This window comes from Yaniella sp., assembly GCF_030453185.1.
Classification (GTDB): domain Bacteria; phylum Actinomycetota; class Actinomycetes; order Actinomycetales; family Micrococcaceae; genus Yaniella.
The window spans coordinates 1-18548 of sequence record NZ_JAKDKW010000049.1; the positions used below are offsets into that span (position 1 = coordinate 1).

Consider the following 18548-nt stretch of genomic DNA (forward strand, 5'->3'; position numbering starts at 1 on the left):
CATCTCTACGTTAAAACGCCGACACCACCACATTATTCATCGGTGGATCAAGGCTTAGCGCGGTCACTGCATCTTTCACGACCTGCGCTTTATGCCCGAGTCACCAGGTTGGAGCGGCAGCTTGGTTACAGTCTCGAAGACGATGCTGAGCAGCGCACAGCAACCCATCTGGCGTTGATGGCCTACCGCGTCAATCCGGATGGTGTGTACGCAGTACTGCGACAGAGGTTTTAAAGGGGGAGTAACAGCGTGCACTTTTCGCCCATTCAACTGCAATACTTCGTACAAGTCGCCAATGCTGGCAGCTCTACAGCTAGCTGGAATTGCCCCAACTGACCTTGGGGTATCAGTCGAGTAGCAGATTAAATACGTGTGGCGGTGAACCGGATGGTCCACCGCCACACGTATGACTTACAACGAGGAACTAGTCGTTTTGTTCCTGCCATTTGTCGGCACATGCGATACCGGCGTCTACCGGGTTATCTTCGTCCTGGTAGCTCTCATAGGCAGCGATATATTCTTCGAGATATGCGTCAGCATTATCAAAGTTGTAGTCGTCCATGATTTGCAGCCAGGCTTCTTGAGCGCCGTCTTCGGCCTCTGCGCGCCACTTCTCGGTTTCTTCCTCTGGCCAAGATTCAAAGTTCTTAACATCAGGGGAGTCCAACATACCTTGGCAGATATCTTCGAGTTCACCGTTGGATAGTTCGATGATGCGACCTTCGTTAAACTCTTGGGTCACGTCGTCGACAATCTCTTGGAGTTCCGGAGTCAGAGACTCGTAGGTATCGTTATTCCACCACATGCCATAAGCGGTGTACTGGCCAACGCCGGTGTCAGCCCAATACGGCAGCTGTTCAGTGACCTGGTAGTTCACCGCGAAGTCCAGCGAGGAGGCTACGGAATCAATAACGCCACGCTGCAATGATTCGTATGTTTCTGCAGCGGTAATGGCATTGACGTTTACTCCGGCAGTTTCCAGGGTGCGCTGCGTTACGGGTCCCGCTGCGCGTGCCGAAAGGCCTTGTAGGGATTCGTAGTCTTCGATCGGTGCTTTTGCCCCGATCAACAGCGCACCGACCGGCCAGGCAGCGATGTACTCTAGGTTGCTCTGCTCCAACTGCGCCATTGCTGGTTCGTAGTTGGTGTGCAAATCGTAGAGTGCTTCAACTGACGCCTGTATGTCGTTGTTCAAAAACGAGATGGACATAATGGACATGGTGGGCAGCAAGTGCGGGGTGTAGTCGGTGACCGTCAGACCGATGTCGGCACGACCGTCACGGACACAGTCGGCAACTTCGTCCATGCTGCAGACCGCTTCGAATGAGCTGCGTTCAAACTCTATGCGGCCGTCAGAAGCTTCTTCGACGGCGTCGTAATACTCTTCGGCGATGACGGCGTGCTGGGTGCCGTCCAGGGCACCGTTGGCCACGGTGAAGTAGTAGTTGTCGGCGCCTTCAACAATCCCTTCCTCACACGCGGTGAGAGTGAGAGCCGCTGCGGCCATGATTGCTGCGACCTTGGCAAAGCGAGAAAAAAGTTTTGATTTCATTGGTTACATGCCTTCCTAATGTTGCACCAAGCTGGGCAGATACAAGATGAGGTCGGGGAGGAGGAAGAAGATCGCGATCAGAACGAGGTCTATCACGAAAAACGGCATGATGCCTTTGAAGACTGTTTCTGAACGGATGCCCGTTGTTCCCGCTACGACGAACGCGTTGATGCCCACAGGTGGTGTGACCATGCCGATCTCAATGAGCTTGACGATCAAGATGCCCAGCCAGATCGGGTCAAACCCGAATTCGACAGCTACCGGCAGGAGGAGTGGCACAGAAATCATCAGTAGTGAAAGTGATTCCAGCACCATGCCGAGGGGGACCAAGCTCATCAGGAGGATAAGCATCGCCAATGACGGTGCGATGTTCCAGGACAACACGGCCTCGGTGATCATATTTGGTACCCGAGCTGCGATGAAGAATGAGGAGAGGATTCCTGACCCGATCACGATGAAGAACACCATGGCTGTGGTAGAAGCGGTGTTCTGCAGCGCGTTGGTGATGCCGTCCCAGATGCCCTTGGCACCCTCTTTGCGCAGTTCGAATAGTAAAATGAGCACCGCGGCGATCGCGCCGAATGCTGCGGATTCGGTAGCGGTGAAGATACCTGAGTACATACCGCCCAGCACAATGGCGAACAAGAGGCCAATGTATACGAGGCCACGCCACGGGAGTTGACCCAGTGGGGATTTTTCAAGTTTTGCAGCGTTGATCTCTGTTGCTTGGTCTAAAGCGTCTTGGACGTTGTCTGCGTCAACGATCTGCTCCTGACGCCTCATGCGCCATCCGGAAAACATGATCCACAGCGAGTAGGCAATGGCAGAAAGGATACCGGGCACAATACCCGCGGCTAGCATTTCAGCAACGGAGACTTGGGCCAAGATGGCGTATAGCACCAGGAAGGTGGACGGCGGAATCATCGATCCCAAGGTTCCGGCCACGGCAACCAGCGCAGTTGCCATGGAAGCCGGATAGCCGGCGGCGCGCATTTCCTTGACCGACAAGCGAGCCATGGTTGCTGCGGTACTGATCGATGAGCCAGACACGGCCGAGAAACCGGCAGATGCGGCAACCGTGGCGATACCTAGACCACCGGGGAGACGACCTAAGACGCGGTCGGCAATTTTGAAGACGTAGGCCGCGACGTTTGCTCGAACGGCAAACATACCCATCAAGATGAACATCGGGATGATAGTCAGTGAGAAGGTCGCGGTCTCGGAGAACGGCACTGCCCCGAGTTCCAGGGTCGTGTGATTGATCCCCCGTAGCGCGACCAAGCCTAGTGCGCCGGAGAGGCCGAGTGATACGGCAACAGGTACCCGCAAGAGAAGCAGGACGAGCATGAGTAGTAGAACAATTGCGATGACACTACCAACAGTCATGATGTTCGTCCTCCTTCGACGTTTTCTGGAGTTTCGTTCTCCGTGGTTTCAGGCATGGGTTCCTCTGCGAGAACTGCTTCGAGTTCATCGGAAAATCCCATGGGTTCCTTGTGCGTGAGGCAGCGGTACAGGTTCGCTAATGCCACCAAAAGCAGGGAAATAAAGCCCAGTGTCAGGATCCAACGCATGGGATACATCGGCCACTGGACGAGACCGAAGCGGATTTCGCCTGCCTGTGTGGCTTGCACTGAGTTCAGTATGTTGGCGTAGGAAAGCCAGGCTGTGTAGAAGGCAACGAGTGCCCAGATAAAGATATTCGTGGCTCTTGCCCAAGTAGGGTTAAAGCGGTCAGTTAGCAGGGTGACGGCAACGTGTTCGCCATTGACGCCGGCCCAGGCCAGTCCGAAAGCAACGGCCGTGACCATCGAAGTTTCGGCGATTTCGATCATGCCGGGCAGTGAAGCGCCGGTCGCGTTGCGTACGAAGACGTCAACTGCGATCGCAATAACCATGACCACGATGGCAACCGCTGAAAGCACGGCAAGCAAACGGGCCATACCGTGAATCAGTTTTTCCATGATGAGTTCCTTTGTGCTCGAGGTCTTCGTGGGGCACCGTTTGAGAGTGTACAAATGCGGTGCCGCACGCTGTGTGGTGAGCTACTGCACAGCGATAAAGAAGCTGAGAGAAATCATATACGAAGCTATGCAGGCGTGCAGCGCGAGTGGGTCTCGAAAATGCCGGGAACCAACAAAAGTGGCCTAAAGGTGCGGCGAATCACAGGAGGCTCGTGGGTGCGAGCTGCGCGCGCGGCATCGAGCTCGCTTCTGCGCAATCTGCACCATATCGCTCTTGTGTCAGGTTGGCGCAGTCGAAATCTTGTGCAGCCGAGGCTGTGGGGTTATAGGTTGTTTTCTGTCAGAGAAATTTGCGAAGCGCGGCACAGTAGCTGGTGTTGTAGCGAACAATATCTGACTGCGCTGTTCAGGTGTTTAGCGACGAGCAGGCGCTCATCGCGGGGTGATAGGCCAGGATGACGAGGATCCTTCGCAATCTGCCGCCCGCACTGTGATTTGGTAAACTCTGGTTGTAACTGTTCTCGACCCAATACCAACGTGCTGCGGGTGCGAGAACCTTTCTATGTTGCGGGACAGTCTGATGCCGTCCCCTTGGGAGAGATGAATTTTATGCCAGCAATCGCAATCGTGGGTGCCCAATGGGGCGACGAGGGCAAGGGTAAAGCAACGGATTTGCTCGGCGGTCGTGTTGACTACGTCGTCAAACCAAACGGCGGGAACAACGCCGGTCACACCGTAGTCGTCAACGGTGAAAAGTTTGAGCTGAAGCTATTACCTGCCGGAATCCTGTCACCTCAGGCGATCTCGGTGATTGGTAACGGGGTGGTCATTAACCTCGAGGCCCTGTTTGAAGAAATTGATGGTCTCGAGACCCGCGGACATGACACCTCGCATCTGCGCATCTCTGCCGATGCCCATCTTGTAGCGCCTTATCACCAGACACTGGACAAGGTCACCGAACGTTTCTTAGGTAAGCGTGCCATCGGTACGACAGGGCGCGGCATTGGCCCGACCTACCAGGACAAGGTTGCTCGTCTCGGTATTCGCGTGCAGGACCTCTATGACGAATCCATTCTGCGCCAGAAGATTGAGGGCGCGCTGCGGCAAAAGAACGAGCTCCTGGTAAAGCTCTACAACCGCCGGGCTTTCACTGTCGATGAGATCGTCGACTACTTCATGGACTACGCCGAGCGTCTACGCCCCATGGTTGTTGACTCGGTTCGGATCCTTAACGAAGCGCTGGACGAAGACAAGGTTGTGCTCATGGAGGGTGGCCAGGCCACCTTCCTCGATGTGGACCACGGAACCTACCCATTCGTCACGTCCTCCAACCCCACCGCTGGGGGCGCTTCGGTAGGTGCAGGTATTGGCCCCACCCGTTTCACTCGCACTATCGGCATTGTGAAGGCCTATACCACTCGCGTTGGTGCAGGACCGTTCCCCACCGAACTTTTTGATGAGATGGGCGATCAGCTGCGCACCATCGGTGGCGAATTCGGTGTCAACACCGGACGCCCACGTCGTACCGGCTGGTATGACGCGGTGATGGCGCGCCATGCTGCCATGATTAACGGCTTCACGGACTATTTCGTAACGAAACTCGATGTCCTGACCGGCCTCAAAGAAATTCCCGTGTGTGTTGCATACGACGTCGACGGCGTCCGCCACGATGCCATGCCGATGACTCAAACTGACTTCCACCACGCCAAACCGGTTTATGAATACTTCCCCGGCTGGGAAGAAGATATTTCTGGTGCTCGCACCATTGAAGACTTGCCGAAGAACGCCCAGAACTACATCTCTGCGCTAGAAAAACTTGCGGGTGTGCGCATTTCCGGTGTGGGTGTTGGCCCGGGCCGCGATGAAGTTATCCAAGTTCGCGATCTAATCTACGAAGACTAACGCTATGCAATATGTATCCACTCGAGGCGGCATGGAGCCGTCCAATTTCTCTGACGTGTTACTCGAAGGGCTTGCGCCCGATGGCGGGCTGGTCGTCCCACAGACCATCCCCAACGTCGACGCCGAAACTCTGGAATCCTGGCGCGAACTAACCTATCCCCAGCTCGCCACCGAGGTTATCGGCCTGTACTGGACCGACATCCCGCGTGAAGACCTGGCCGAACTTTGCCAGGCAGCGTACGGGCCCCAGTTCAAAGCCGATATGATCGTGCCGCTTACCCCGATCGATCAGATGTCTGCACTCGTTGACCTTTCGCAGGGTCCTACGCTTGCATTCAAAGATATGGCCATGCAATTCCTCGGTGAAGCACTGCCCTACGTGCTGCAAAAGCGCGGCCAGACTCTCAACATTCTTGGGGCAACATCGGGTGATACCGGTTCGGCCGCCGAATATGCATTCCGGTCTAAACCAAATATCGGGGTGTTCATGCTGTCGCCAAAGGGGCGGATGTCACGCTTCCAGCGTGCACAGATGTACACGCTCACCGACGATAACGTGCACAATATTGTCATCGAAGGCGTTTTTGACGATGCGCAGAATCTCGTCAAAGAACTCAATAGCGATCTCGAGTTCAAGGCCGCCAACTCGCTTGGCACCGTCAACTCGATTAACCTCGGGCGGCTCATTGCACAGAGTGTCTATTACTTCTGGGCATGGTTGCGCGTCACCAACGGTATTCCTGCTGAGCAGCGGGAGAGCTTCGGCGTCTCCTTCGCTGTGCCATCCGGCAACTTTGGCAATATATTTTCCGGACAGTTGGCTCGTCAGATGGGTCTACCCATCGACACACTGGTGTTGGCCACCAATGAGAACAACGTGCTGGACGAATTCTTCCGCAGTGGCAAATATGAGCCACGCTCAGCAGATAACACCCTGGCAACTTCCTCGCCCTCGATGGACATTTCCAAGGCATCCAACTTGGAGCGGTTCATCTACTTGGTCCTGGACCAGGACCAAGAACAGCTCGCCAAGGCCTGGCAACAGCTCGACACCACCGGAACGCTCGATCTGTCGGAGCAGCAGCCACGCTTTGAGCAAGAATTCGGTATGGTTTCAGGGACTTCCACGCACCAGGACCGTGTTGCCACTATTCGCGCTGTCTATGAAAAAGCAGAAGTCGTGATCGACCCGCACACAGCAGATGGCGTGACTGTTGCTCGTGGATTCCAGCGGCCAGGCCACCCTATGCTCGTGCTGGAAACAGCAAAACCAGAAAAATTTGGCGATATCGTGAACGAAGCGCTGGGCTTTGAACCGGAGCTGCTCCCCGAATTTGCGCAGTTATTGGAATTGGAGCAGCACACCGTAGAAATGGGCGCTGACGCCGAAGCACTTCGCAACTACATCGCGAAGCATCACGTGTAATCCAGATTCACAGGATTTAGACAGGCAACTCCCTGACGGCCTCAAGGTCCGTATGTTTATCCTAGAAACACCTCAAGGTGTGAGTGATAAGTAAAGCCCCGACCGGTTTTCCGGTCGGGGCTTTTCCCTGTCCAAGGCTAGCGGCGAAAGAAACTCTGAGGGTTTATACAGGAACTTTCAAGTCTTTCCCAAAGAACTTTTCTTAGACTAAGAATACCTCTTCAAGGTGTGAGTGATGAGTGATCAGGGCCCCGGTACAAAACCGGGGCCCTGAGTCTTTGGTAACGAGGATATTAGGCGTCGAGGCGCTGACGCTTCGAAGAGATCTGGCCGGTGTTGAAACCCGCCAGATTCAAGCCGCCGTGGAAGCGGGCGTGCTCAATTTTGACACACCGGTCCATGACAACGGTCATGCCGAGCTCTTCTGCCACCTCGGCTGCTTCATCCGACCAGATACCCAACTGCAGCCAAAAGTATTTGGCGCCGATGGCAGCAGCTTCTTTGGCGATCTCGGGGGTATCTTCAGCGCGACGGAACACATCAACCATATCGATCTGTACGGGAATATCTTCCAGCGATGCATAGACCGGATGTCCGAGGATCTCGCCACCCTTTTCGGCCAGGATCGGGTTGACGAAGTACACATCATACGTCGACGACGACAGCAAATAGGTCGACACAAAATATGAGGCACGCTTGAGCTTATCGGACGCCCCAACAATGGCAATGGTTTTGACATCTTGCAGGATGTTCAAGCGCTCGATAGCGCCTGGGCCAACCCACTTACGTTCAGATACGGCAGTCATTGATTCTCCTTAGGCATCTTTCATTGTTGCGGTCAGCGCCTGGTCGAGGTCCCAAATAATGTCGTCGACATCTTCGATACCAACTGAGATGCGGACCAGATCATCGGGGATACCTGCGGCAGCCAGCTGTTCTTCGGAAAGCTGTTGGTGGGTGGTGGAACCTGGATGCAGCATCAAGGTCTTGGCATCACCAATATTTGCCAGGTGTGAAGCCAACTGTAGGTTGGCCATGAACTCAGCGGATGCCTTCCGTCCTCCTTTTACTCCGAAGCTGAATACCGAACCCACACCCAACGGCAGTAGGGCTTTACCGCGCTCGTAGTACGGGTTGTCTTCCAGCCCAGCAAAGTTCACGTAAGCAATACGGTCATCCGCTGCCAACCACTGAGCGACCTTATAAGCGTTGGTGAGGTGTTCGTCCATGCGCTGCGGTAGCGTTTCTACACCGATCATCAGCTGGAAGGCGGCCTGCGCGGACAGTGTTGGTCCAAAGTCGCGGAGCTGTTCATTTCGTAGCTTGGTCAGGAACCCGAATTCGCCGAAGTTTCCGTACCAAGACAGGTTGTTATAAGACGGAACCGGTTCTGTCATCAACGGGAAGTTGCCGTTATCCCAGGGGAACTTGCCGGATTCTACAACCACACCGCCCATCGTGGTGCCGTGGCCGCCCAAGAACTTGGTGGCCGAATGAATCACGATGTCAGCGCCGTGTTCCAGCGGACGGATCAGATACGGCGGGGTCAGCGTCGCGTCAACGATCAACGGGATCCCGTGTTCCGCGGCCAGAGCGCCCAGGCCTTCCAGATCAACGATCACACCCGAGGGGTTGGCCACGATCTCGGTGTAAATGGCTTTGGTGTTGGGCTGGATGGCCGCTTTGAATGCTTCAACCTCGGTCGAGTCCACGAAGGTGGTGTCGACACCAAAACGACGTAGCGAAACATCCAACTGGGTCACGGTGCCGCCGTAGAGCTTCGATGAGGCAACGATGTGGTCGCCCGAGCCGGCCAGGGCTGCGATGGTCACAAATTCTGCGGCCTGCCCGGAAGCAGTGGCCACCGCGCCGATACCACCCTCGAGCGAGGCAATGCGTTCTTCGAATGCTGCAACGGTTGGGTTGGAGATGCGGGAGTAGACGTTGCCATACTTCTGCAGGGCAAAGAGGTCTGCTGCATCCTGTTGAGTTTCAAACACATACGACGTCGTTTGATAAATCGGTACGGCGCGTGAGCCGTGAACAGCGTCGGGCACCGCCCCGGCGTGGAGGGCACGTGTGCGGAACCCAAATTCGTGATCTGCCATGACGTCCTTTCTAAAAATTCGTCATGTGTCAGCATACCTGGCCGCACTCAGCGGGGATCCATACGGGCCAATTAGAGTAATGGTTGATGACCAAACGCGAATCCCCTGACCACGAAACGCCCCGGCGGCAACCCACCAGCTCGGAAAACCCGCCGCAGGCTCAGCCCACCAACTTTTGGACGACGGGCAAGGGCGTACTCACTATCGTGGGCATTGCCCTGGGGATCACCGCCGTCGTCATGACGTTTATCCTTTCCACGCTGGAAGACGAGACCGTGTACGACCAAGATGCGGCCTATCTTGATCAGCCCACCGATTCGGTGTGTGATCTTGGTGGGGTAGCGCTCGAGGGGTCGATCGGTGAGGCCCCGGACGCCAGCTGGGTTGAACACGCTGGTGCCTGGTTACCAACTTCAGACCAGTACGGACCGGGAGAACTTGCCTCCTCCGGAGAATTTAGCTGTTTCGAACACTCGCCGCGCGGGATGCTGTTTGCTGCCTCTGCGTATACCGGTCAACTGGCGAATCCGGATTACTGGGAACAGGACACGGAGTTCTTCGCTGGGCAGCACGCTGAAGCGCACCGGGCTGAGGCCGCAGAGCTCTTCACCACGGTGTTCTCCGATGCCGACTCCGCGCTGGGTGGGTTCCGGTTAGTGAACTACGACGGCAAGACCGCACAAATCGATATGGCGGTGACCTCCTTCGACGGCGCTGAAACATCCAGAACCTCCGTGCTCTTGGACATGATCTGGGTCGATGGTGACTGGTACATCGATGCCTCGGCCGACGAACTCGCCGTCACCTTGGAACCGCTATCGGACCTGATCGGGTACCAAAACTGGTCGGCCTAACGATATAGAATCTCGTTATGGCGTATAAGCGAAGAATTTCTCGACCCCTCAGCCTCACGGCTGCTGCAACACTGGTCGTCGTCCTTGCCGGGTGCTCGGACACCCCGATTCCACACCAAGAATTCGTGTCGCGACCCGATTTGAAGCCACCGGAATTCGACGTGACCCGGGGCGATGCCTGGGACGCCGAGTCCACTGCCGATGACGAGTACATTTTCCTAACCCCGAACTTCGATACCGATACGCCCTCGAGCGCGGCCATGATTGTCGATATGAACGGCGAAGTCGTGTGGATGGATCCATCCGGTCAACATGATGACGATGCCGGGCACTTCGATTTGCGCCCGCAAGAGTATCAGGGCGAACAGATTCTCACCTATTTCAAGGGGCCCGCCTCGGGTGGTTGGGGTTACGGCGATATTTATCTGATGGATGACTCGTACCAGGTGTTTAACACCGTCACGACGGGTGGATCATTGCCTCCGCACGAAACAGATTTCCACGATATGACCATTACCGGTGACGGCACTATGCTGTTGCTCGCCTACGTGGCTACCCAGACGGATCTCACCGAGGTCGGAGGAGCAGAGGATGGCTGGGTTGAGGACGCGGTCATTCAGGAAGTCGATATGGAAACCGGTGACGTGCTGTTCGAATGGAGCGCGCTGGACCACATCCCGGTCACCGATTCGATGCTGGACTTCGAAGAAGAACATCAGGCGCAAGAAGACGACGAGGATGACGATGACGCCGAACTCGGCACACAGGAGCAGCCGTTTGATTACTTCCACATCAACTCCGCCACCCTGGACGACGACGGATCCATCCTCGTCTCCGCCCGCCACACCCACGCCGTCTATCAGCTGGACCGTGACACCGGAGAGGTTCAGTGGATACTCGGTGGAAAATCCAGCGACTTCGAAATGTCCGACGAGGCAGTATTCAAATGGCAGCACTCTGCCGCGAGGGATACCGATGGCACGCTCACGCTGTTGGATAATCACACCAAAGAGGATGACGGCGAATCGTCACGTGGCCTGCGGCTGAAGGTAGACGAAGACGCAATGACCGCCTCGGTGGTCACCGAATATGCGCCACCCGAAGAACGGCCGGCCGGATCCATGGCCAATACCCAGCCGTTGGACAACGGCAACATGTTGGTTGGCTGGGGTGCGCAGCCGTACTATTCCGAGTTCACCGATGAGGGCGAATTGCTCTACGACGTCTGTCACGGAGATGCCTGCCATGAAGCAAAATATGATGGCGGCGGCGGCAGCTACCGTGCGTATAAAGGCCCGTGGGAAGGCGACCCAAACACCGCCCCCGACGTCGTGGTGCAAGACAGCCAGAATGGACAGCTGCGAGCTTACATGTCGTGGAATGGGGCGACCGAAGTGGACCGCTGGCGGCTGCTCGCCGGGTCGGATGAGGATAATCTGACCCAAGAAACCGGCGTGCAAAAGACAGCATTTGAGACATCGATCCCGGTGCTCGACGAAGGATCCGAATACGTGGCTGTTGAAGCGTTGGATGCTGACGGTGAGGTGCTCGCCACGGTCACTCCGGAAAACTAGCTAGCACGCGACCGACAGAGTACTCACTCGGCACGAGTTCGGGGGATCGCTTCAGCAGCGAGTCCCCCGAAACTGTATGGTCCGAGCGTCAGTTACCTGATCACTCAGTTATTTTTTCCGTCGGCCTTTGCCTTTACGCCCGGGGCGCCAACGAGTTTCGGATGACTCATCGGTAGCTGGTTGCTCCGTGACAGTGGCGGTACCGCGACCTGAGCCGCGGTTGAGGACACCACGAGTGGCCTGCAACCGGTAGTCGATTCGGTGGTCGACCTTTGGACCAAAGGCGTCGTCGAAGTCAGCAGCCAAGCGGTCGCTGAGCTGGTAGTACTCTTGGACAGAGCGTTGCTGGCTGATCTGCAAGTGATCCACCCGGAAGGCCCGCACGATGGCTACGCACATTATGGCCAGGAGGATACTGAACGGCAGGGCCGTGATCAGTGAGCCTGCCTGCAGTGCGGTTAAGCCGCCTGCAAGTAGTAGAGCAGCCGCCAAGACACCCTCGAGTACTGCGAAGAGTACACGAGACCAGATTGGTGGGTTGGGGTGGCCGCCCGATGCGAGCATGTCTACTACGAGTGAGCCGGAGTCGGATGAGGTGATGAAGAAGATCGCAATCACGATGATGGCGATGACGGAGAGCACGGATCCCAGCGGGAGGCCGCCGAGAATGTCGAAGAGTGTTTCTTCCGCGATGAGGCTGCCGTCGTCGCCGAGTATGGGGCTCATGTCGGTATCGTTTATAACGTATTTGAAGAGACTGGCCCCTCCCATGATGGAGAACCAGACGACCCCCACGGTAAAGGGGACGAGCATGACCGCAGTGATGAATTCGCGAACGGTGCGCCCGCGGGAAATACGAGCGATGAAGACGCCAACGAATGGGGCCCAAGCGATCCACCAACCCCAGTAGAACAGGGTCCATAGTGAGGACCAGTCTTGGCCTTCTTGTCCGGTGTATGCCTGGACGTCAAAGGTCATGCCTGCCACGTTGGATAGGTAAGCACCGAAGGATTCGACCAGGTTCTGGACCAGGAACAGTGTTGGACCCAGCAGCAGCACAGCGATCAGCAGGATGCCGGCCAGGGAGATGTTGAAGTTGGAGAGCCACTTAATGCCTCGTCCCAGACCCGATACCACCGAGGCGAGCGCCAAGATGGTGATGACGATGATGATCACCATCAATAACGTGGTGCTGGTGGAGTCTTCGACGATGCCCATTGCTCCCAGACCGGCAGCAATCTGCTGCGCGCCGAGACCGAGCGAGGTCGCAATACCAAAGAGGGTCCCAAAAATTGCCAGGATGTCGATCACATCGCCCATCCAACCTTTGACACGATGACCCAAGATTGGCTCAAACGCCCATCGAATGGAAACCGGGCGGCCGCGGCGGTGCACGGCATAGGCGATGGCCAAACCAATGACGGCGTAGACAGCCCACGGGTGTAGCCCCCAGTGCACAAACGTCTGCGCCATGGCTAGGTGTCCCATTTCGCGGGGGCCGCCTTCTTCCCAGCCTGGGTTCGGGTTAGTCTCCGCGAAGATCAGCGGCTCGGCGGTGCCGTAGAAGATCAGGCCAACGCCCATGCCAGCACTGAACAGCATGGTGAACCATGACATCGTGCTGAACTCAGGTTTGTCGTTGGGTCCGCCCAGTTTGATCTTGCCGTACTTAGAGAAGCTGATCACTAAGACGAACACAATGAATGCAGCGATCACAAGCATGTACCACCAGCCGAAGGTGGCTACGATCCAGTTCTGTGTTGATGAGAGAACTGTATCGGCGGCTTCGGGGAAGAAAATGCCGAATATTGCGAACGCGCCAACGATGATCAGTGAGGGCCAAAAAACAGCCGGGGCGATCATACCCCGCCCAATGCGCACGCCTTGGGCCCTGAGTTTGCCTACGATGCGAGCATCGGAGTCTTCGTCGTGAAGCCTGTGCTCCTGGGGCAGATCCTCCATTCGCGCATATGTCTGCGCGACACTTTCGGTCTGCTCCTCAGACTCAATGTTTTCGGGAGCCGGTGGTTGCGTGCCGCCAGTTCCGCTAGATGAAGCGTCCGAATGAGAGGAACTCATAATACACCTACCTTTACGATGGTTGGTTGGATGTCGAGCCCCATTCCTGTGCAGGAAATATGAGGCCACTGTTCAGTGCAGTGTCCTTATTCAAACAAAATCATGCAAACATTGACAGTGTTCACGCCACCCTGGCACAGATCGTTAGGCTTTTTCGGTATACGGCTTCGCCTTAAAGAAGAAGGAACCCACCACCGGGATCAGCATGAGCAGTGCTCCCCAGATGAGCGCGTTGTGCATGCCGGTCATCTGCGCGGCAAGTGGCTCTTCGCCACGTCCTGCCCCGACGACCGCTGCCACCGACATCACCGTGATGTACAGTGCGGTACCACCGGCTGCGGCAACCTGTTGCAGGGTCGAGAAAATCGCTGAACCATGCTGATACAGCGAACCCGGCAGGGAAGATAATGCAGAGGTCATGATCGGGCCCATGAGCATACCGATGCCCACGGCCATCAGAATATTCCAGAAAATGACCGACCACAGTGGGGTGGTCGCATCCAGCGTGACCATGCCCCACATGCCGCAGGCTCCGATAATCGAACCCGGGATCAACAGCGGACGCGCACCGACTGCGTCGAAGATTCGTCCAACGAAGATGCCCAGAACGCCCATGAGTACGCCGGATGGCAGCATCACAAGCCCGGCGACCTGAGCGTCAAAGCCCAGTACCTGTTGAATGTAGATGGGCAGGACGATGAAGGTTCCAAACATGGCCATGTTGGATGTGATCATCAGCACCATGCCAAAGGTGTAGGTCGGCACGGCGAAGACCCGGATATTCAAAAATGCGTTGTCTCGCAGCGCCAGCTGGCGCAGCACGAAAATGATCAGCGAAACGGCGCCGATGATCAGCGGAATCCAGAAGGGGACCTGCGCAACACCGCGTGCTGTTTCACCGAGGGAACTTAGCCCGTAAATGAGGCCGGAGAAGCCCAGTGCTGACAGAATGACCGAGACGACGTCCAGTTTCATGTACCTGGTTTCGGTGACGTTGGACAGCATGAGGCGTCCAACGAGCAAGACCAGCACGGCGATGGGCAGGACCGCCCAGAACATCCAGCGCCAATCGAGGTGTTCCAGGATGATCCCGCCGGTGGTGGGACCAAGTGCAGGGGCTGCGGAGATGACCATTCCAACGATGCCCATGGTGCGGCCGCGCTTTTCAAAGGGGACCATATTCATCACGGTGGTCATCAGCAATGGCATCATGATGGCGGTACCGATGGCCTGGACTACACGTCCCATGACCAGCACCAGGAAGGTGGGCGCCAGCGCGGCGACCAGGGTGCCAGCTGTGAAGATCAGCATCGCGACCACGTAAACATTGCGAAGGTGGAAGCGGGTCAAAATCCAGCCGGTTGTTGGAATGACCACGGCCATGGTGAGCATAAACGCGGTGGTCACCCACTGGACGGTGGCTTCGGTGATGTTGAATTCATCCATGAGCCGAGGCAGCGCCACGGACATGATGGTTTCATTGAGAATGACCACGAACGCGGCAACCGAGAGGATACCGATCACGCGAAACGGGCTTACGGGGGCTGTCGTTGTAGAGGACATTGCCGCACCGACCTTTCACACAGTACTTTAGAAGAGACGGCGACAAAACAACCCCGAGATGGTCGGGTAGAAGCGTTGTCGATACTGTGAAACCTGCCAGAGGCAGTGCAGGGCTCGTCATCGAATATGCCGAGTTTTCACCCCTAGATACAACACCAAAAATGCTAATCCTGCAAGTCGCGTCCAGTAGTCTCTGAGGCCAAGAGGAACATCGCGATGACGGCGACGAGAACCAGCCCGCCAGCAAAGGCGAATGCCCCGGCGAGTGTCAGCGCCGGAACCAGATGTGTGACGAATAGCAGCGGTCCAATACCCGCAGAGATTCTCGAGACCGCCGATGCCCAGCCGAATCCGGAGGACCGCAGGTCGGTGGGGTAGAGCTCCGATGCAAAGGCATACATGACCGGAATGGCCACTTGGATGACCAGACCGTAGATCAGTACCAGCGGCAAGACGGCGGGTGGCACGTGGAGGAAGACTGCCAGGATGACCAGCAAGATCGAACCCAGGACCGCTGAGACGGCGAGTAACGGTTTGCGCCCGGTTTTTTCGACCAGGAATGTGGCCAGTAGCGCACCGACGAGTCCGATGGCCGACATGCCACCGGTGGTCAAAAATGCCTGGGTTTGTTCGAACCCGGCTTCCATCAGGAAGGTTGGCAGCCACTGGAGTGAGACGTAATAGACGAACATGACCGTCAAAAATAACAGCCACACGGCCAGGGTGGTGCGCCATGAAAATGCCCATACTCGTCGCAGCTGATCGAACACCGCACCGGCAGACATTTTCGGTATGCTGTCCATAGTCTCCAGCCGGTATGCCACTGGCTTGGTGCCGGTGGCTCTCACGAGGTTATCAATGACCTTGCGGGCCTCTTCGTGCCGGTTCTTGCGCATCAGGAACATCGGCGACTCGGGGATCCACAGTCGCACGAAAATGAGCAAGATGGCAGGAAGCACCATGGCCAACAGTGGTGGCCGCCAGTCTGCCCACATGGTGAGGAACCAGGCAGAAACAAAACCGGCCAGGGCGGAGCCGATGGGCCACCAGGCATCCATGGCGGTGAGTACTCGGCCGCGATGTTTTCGCGGCGTGAATTCTCCTACCAAGGCATAGTCCACCGGGATAGCTCCGCCGAGGCCAAAACCTGCGATGAATCGCAGCACCGCAAAAGCAACGATGTCAGTGGTGAAGACGCCGGCTATGGTGAAGACCGCAAAGACAGCCAGCGTGGCAGTGAAGGCAGCTTTGCGACCGATCCTGTCGGCGATCGTGGCCCAAACAAACGCGCCCAGTGCCATGCCCAGCAGGTTGGCGGTGCCGATCCAAGCTGCCTGGCCAGCGGTGAGATCCCATTCTTTGGAGAGCAGGGGGATGAGGACACCGTTGAGGGAGACATCCCAGGCGTCGAACATAAAGCCCAGGCCACCGATAATGAAAATGCGGCCTTGAACGTTCCACTTCCACGGCAGTGTTTGGACAACTTCGCTGCCGGTAGGTACATAAGGTGTTTGAGTCACACCCCCATGTTAGTGCCGGCTGTGCTTGGACCGTACTAAGCGTGTGCCGGCTTATTGTGCTGCGGCGGCTTCGAATGCGCTGACGGCACGGTCGGTCGCTTGCTCATTAAACTCCGTGACATCGTCATCCAGTTCCTCGACCAACACCTGGGGAGGGTAGGCGGCCGAGTAGCGCACGTAGATGTCCTCGCCGACCACATCGATCATACGTCCGGTGAGCTGTCCAGATACCTCGATCTGCCAGGTGTGTACGTCAACCTCTTCTCCCGCGACTTCTTGCTGAGTCACGTCGTGGTCGACCGTCGAATCATCTTCTTCAACACAGGTTGTGTCGGTGTTTTGATGAGCTTCTTGAAGTTGATCCGGGCTGGCGGCATCATTGGCGTAGAACGCGAACAGGGTCTCGCCGGTAGCGTTTTCATCCAACAGGGCTTCATCGTCAATGGCGGCTCGCACATTGGCGGGTTGGGCGTCGACGAGCAGCCCGTATTGTGAGGCACCGGCTTCCTGACACAGATCTGGTTCTGAGGTGCCCGATAAAGCGGACTCCATGGCGGTGATGTCAGGCCACTGATCTTCCAGGGTCATTGCCGTGGAGACTTCAAAGTCCTCTTCAAAAGTTTCGGCCAACGCTGTTTCTTCAGCGGTCGCCGATGGCGTCTCTGGCTGGGAAAGCGTGTCGTCGGCGTTGCCACCGGGCTGGTTCTCATAGGCATCGGAAGAACAGGCAGCCAGGCCGAGGCCTGCAGCCAGGGCGATCGATGTAGCGCGAAACAAAAGAGAAGCTGAAATGGTCATGGCCCCAGTCTAAACTTCCTGGCGCATGATGCATGCCGGTGAAGCGCTCGCAATAGTGGTCACATTGGTGAAGTATCTTTTGCTTTTCAACACCATGGCCTTAGGCTAGCCTTGGTGAATAGCTAATGCTATTGTGTCCTATTTTCTGATTTCGGAGGAATTCTTTGGCAACCAACACTGCTCGCCCCACGAAGAGTCGGTCACGCCGTCCTCAAATGGTGATGGAAGTAGTGGCAGTGGAAACACTGTCGCCCACCTTCAAACGCATCACATTCGGTGGAGCAGACTTTGATCTGTTTCAGGATTCCGAGGCCGTTGATAAATACGTCAAACTCCTTTTGCCGCCAGATCCGACGTCCGGCATCACGCCGCCATTCGACATGGACGAGTTGCGGAAAACTCTGCCGAAAGACGAGCTGCCTCTGCGTCGTACATATACGGTGCATTCGGTTGACCCGGCCTCAAAAACACTAAAAATGGATTTTGTCATTCATGGTGCCGACGGTTTGGCAGGCCCCTGGGCGGAGAACGCCAAAGTTGGCGACCTACTGCAGTTCTCCGGGCCCGGCGGTAAATATCAGCCAGACCCCGAAGCGGACTGGCACCTGCTGGTCGGCGACGAGGCAGCCATCCCGGCTATTGGTGCAGTACTAGCGGCTATGTCAGAAGATGCCGTCGGCCACGCACTGATCGAGGTTGCCACTGCGGCGGATGAATGGAAACTTCCCGCGCCCAAGGGTGTCGAGATCACTTGGTTGCACCGCGGTGGCGAGTTCACGCCTGAGACCACCGTGCTGGAACGGGCGGTGAAGGGACTTCCCTGGCGGGAAGGCCGTGTTCAGGCCTTTGTCCACGGTGAACGTGAAAGCATGAAGTCCCTTCGTAAGTACCTGCATGACGAGCGCGGCGTGGATCGCGCCGACCTGTCGCTGTCTGCGTACTGGGCTTACGGTCGGGGAGAAGACGCTTTCCAAGCTGAGAAGAGCCTTCCTGTCGGACAAATTTATCCCGAGGCCGGCTTGCAATACTAAATAGTCTGAGACACAAAGAAGCCCACCGTCGCATGACGGTGGGCTTCTTTGCAATGTATGAGTAGTTGTTGCTACTTTGCTGTTGTATCAGCACGAGGTTGCGCTACCGGTGTTGCTGGTTGCTTAGAGTATGCGCCAATAGGTTAGGGTTTTCGTTCGGGCCGGGCGTCCCAGCGG

General features: G+C 56.5%; 15 protein-coding genes. 6 read left to right on the forward strand and 9 right to left on the reverse strand.

The features are described from left to right. A partial coding sequence (locus L0H14_RS08185; protein WP_301419888.1) for a LysR family transcriptional regulator occupies positions 1-234 on the forward strand: 234 nt, incomplete at its 5' end. Between the two features lie 190 nt (positions 235-424). Here the strand turns inward: L0H14_RS08185 and dctP are convergent. From dctP to L0H14_RS08200, 3 genes are read right to left on the reverse strand one after another with little or no spacing between them, the layout of a single operon-like run. Then, on the reverse strand, positions 425-1552 hold the full coding sequence (gene dctP / locus L0H14_RS08190) for a TRAP transporter substrate-binding protein DctP (RefSeq protein WP_301419889.1): 1128 nt from the start codon (positions 1550-1552) through the stop codon (positions 425-427). Between the two features lie 15 nt (positions 1553-1567). Next, positions 1568-2938: a TRAP transporter large permease gene (locus L0H14_RS08195; protein WP_301419890.1), complete on the reverse strand. Its 1371-nt coding sequence runs from the start codon at positions 2936-2938 to the stop codon at positions 1568-1570. Next, a complete protein-coding gene (locus L0H14_RS08200; protein WP_301419892.1) occupies positions 2935-3516 on the reverse strand; it encodes a TRAP transporter small permease in 582 nt (193 codons plus the stop codon). Before L0H14_RS08200 ends, L0H14_RS08195 begins: the two co-directional genes overlap by 4 nt. Positions 3517-4125: 609 nt before the next feature. Here L0H14_RS08200 and L0H14_RS08205 point away from each other — a divergent pair. Together L0H14_RS08205 and thrC are read left to right on the forward strand one after the other, a co-directional pair. Further along, positions 4126-5418, forward strand: coding sequence for an adenylosuccinate synthase (locus L0H14_RS08205; protein ID WP_301421632.1), 1293 nt, complete (start codon positions 4126-4128; stop codon positions 5416-5418). 4 nt (positions 5419-5422) lie between these two features. Beyond that, positions 5423-6844 (forward strand): threonine synthase, encoded by a 1422-nt coding sequence (gene thrC / locus L0H14_RS08210; protein WP_301421630.1) that lies wholly within the window; start codon positions 5423-5425, stop codon positions 6842-6844. 293 nt (positions 6845-7137) lie between these two features. Here the strand turns inward: thrC and L0H14_RS08215 are convergent, their stop codons facing one another. Beyond that, a complete protein-coding gene (locus L0H14_RS08215) occupies positions 7138-7650 on the reverse strand; it encodes a CoA-binding protein (protein WP_301419405.1) in 513 nt (170 codons plus the stop codon). A gap of 9 nt (positions 7651-7659) precedes the next feature. After that, complete coding sequence (locus tag L0H14_RS08220; protein ID WP_301419406.1) at positions 7660-8952, reverse strand: O-acetylhomoserine aminocarboxypropyltransferase/cysteine synthase family protein; 1293 nt, start codon at positions 8950-8952, stop codon at positions 7660-7662. Between the two features lie 86 nt (positions 8953-9038). Here L0H14_RS08220 and L0H14_RS08225 point away from each other — a divergent pair, with 86 nt between their 5' ends. Together L0H14_RS08225 and L0H14_RS08230 are read left to right on the forward strand one after the other, a co-directional pair. Continuing rightward, positions 9039-9806, forward strand: coding sequence for a hypothetical protein (locus L0H14_RS08225; protein WP_301419407.1), 768 nt, complete (start codon positions 9039-9041; stop codon positions 9804-9806). A 17-nt stretch (positions 9807-9823) separates the two neighbouring features. Further along, positions 9824-11380, forward strand: coding sequence for an arylsulfotransferase family protein (locus L0H14_RS08230; RefSeq protein ID WP_301419408.1), 1557 nt, complete (start codon positions 9824-9826; stop codon positions 11378-11380). Positions 11381-11488: 108 nt separating this feature from the next. Here L0H14_RS08230 and L0H14_RS08235 read toward each other — a convergent pair whose 3' ends face one another. The 4 genes from L0H14_RS08235 to L0H14_RS08250 all read right to left on the reverse strand — a co-directional run bounded on the left by L0H14_RS08235 (position 11489) and on the right by L0H14_RS08250 (position 17340). Beyond that, positions 11489-13342 carry a BCCT family transporter gene (locus tag L0H14_RS08235; RefSeq protein WP_301419413.1) on the reverse strand — a complete coding sequence of 618 codons (1854 nt, stop codon included), beginning with the start codon at positions 13340-13342 and terminating at the stop codon, positions 11489-11491. A 261-nt stretch (positions 13343-13603) separates the two neighbouring features. Further along, positions 13604-15022, reverse strand: a complete 1419-nt coding sequence (locus tag L0H14_RS08240) for an MDR family MFS transporter (RefSeq protein WP_301421631.1) — start codon at positions 15020-15022, stop codon at positions 13604-13606. A 164-nt stretch (positions 15023-15186) separates the two neighbouring features. Next, positions 15187-16542: an MFS transporter gene (locus L0H14_RS08245; protein WP_301419410.1), complete on the reverse strand. Its 1356-nt coding sequence runs from the start codon at positions 16540-16542 to the stop codon at positions 15187-15189. Between the two features lie 51 nt (positions 16543-16593). Next, positions 16594-17340: a hypothetical protein gene (locus tag L0H14_RS08250; protein ID WP_301419411.1), complete on the reverse strand. Its 747-nt coding sequence runs from the start codon at positions 17338-17340 to the stop codon at positions 16594-16596. Between the two features lie 164 nt (positions 17341-17504). Here L0H14_RS08250 and L0H14_RS08255 point away from each other — a divergent pair, with 164 nt between their 5' ends. Beyond that, positions 17505-18371: a siderophore-interacting protein gene (locus L0H14_RS08255; protein WP_301419412.1), complete on the forward strand. Its 867-nt coding sequence runs from the start codon at positions 17505-17507 to the stop codon at positions 18369-18371. Positions 18372-18548 lie beyond the last annotated feature (177 nt).

Coding starts and splice junctions, on each gene's coding strand:
- L0H14_RS08205 (WP_301421632.1), top strand. CDS start 4,126: ATGCCAGCAATCGCAATCGTGGGTGCCCAATGGGGCGACGAGGGCAAG.
- dctP (WP_301419889.1), bottom strand. CDS start 1,552: ATGAAATCAAAACTTTTTTCTCGCTTTGCCAAGGTCGCAGCAATCATG.
- L0H14_RS08240 (WP_301421631.1), bottom strand. CDS start 15,022: ATGTCCTCTACAACGACAGCCCCCGTAAGCCCGTTTCGCGTGATCGGT.
- L0H14_RS08200 (WP_301419892.1), bottom strand. CDS start 3,516: ATGGAAAAACTGATTCACGGTATGGCCCGTTTGCTTGCCGTGCTTTCA.
- L0H14_RS08215 (WP_301419405.1), bottom strand. CDS start 7,650: ATGACTGCCGTATCTGAACGTAAGTGGGTTGGCCCAGGCGCTATCGAG.
- L0H14_RS08230 (WP_301419408.1), top strand. CDS start 9,824: ATGGCGTATAAGCGAAGAATTTCTCGACCCCTCAGCCTCACGGCTGCT.
- L0H14_RS08225 (WP_301419407.1), top strand. CDS start 9,039: ATGACCAAACGCGAATCCCCTGACCACGAAACGCCCCGGCGGCAACCC.
- thrC (WP_301421630.1), top strand. CDS start 5,423: ATGCAATATGTATCCACTCGAGGCGGCATGGAGCCGTCCAATTTCTCT.
- L0H14_RS08235 (WP_301419413.1), bottom strand. CDS start 13,342: ATGGAGGATCTGCCCCAGGAGCACAGGCTTCACGACGAAGACTCCGAT.
- L0H14_RS08250 (WP_301419411.1), bottom strand. CDS start 17,340: ATGACCATTTCAGCTTCTCTTTTGTTTCGCGCTACATCGATCGCCCTG.
- L0H14_RS08195 (WP_301419890.1), bottom strand. CDS start 2,938: ATGACTGTTGGTAGTGTCATCGCAATTGTTCTACTACTCATGCTCGTC.
- L0H14_RS08220 (WP_301419406.1), bottom strand. CDS start 8,952: ATGGCAGATCACGAATTTGGGTTCCGCACACGTGCCCTCCACGCCGGG.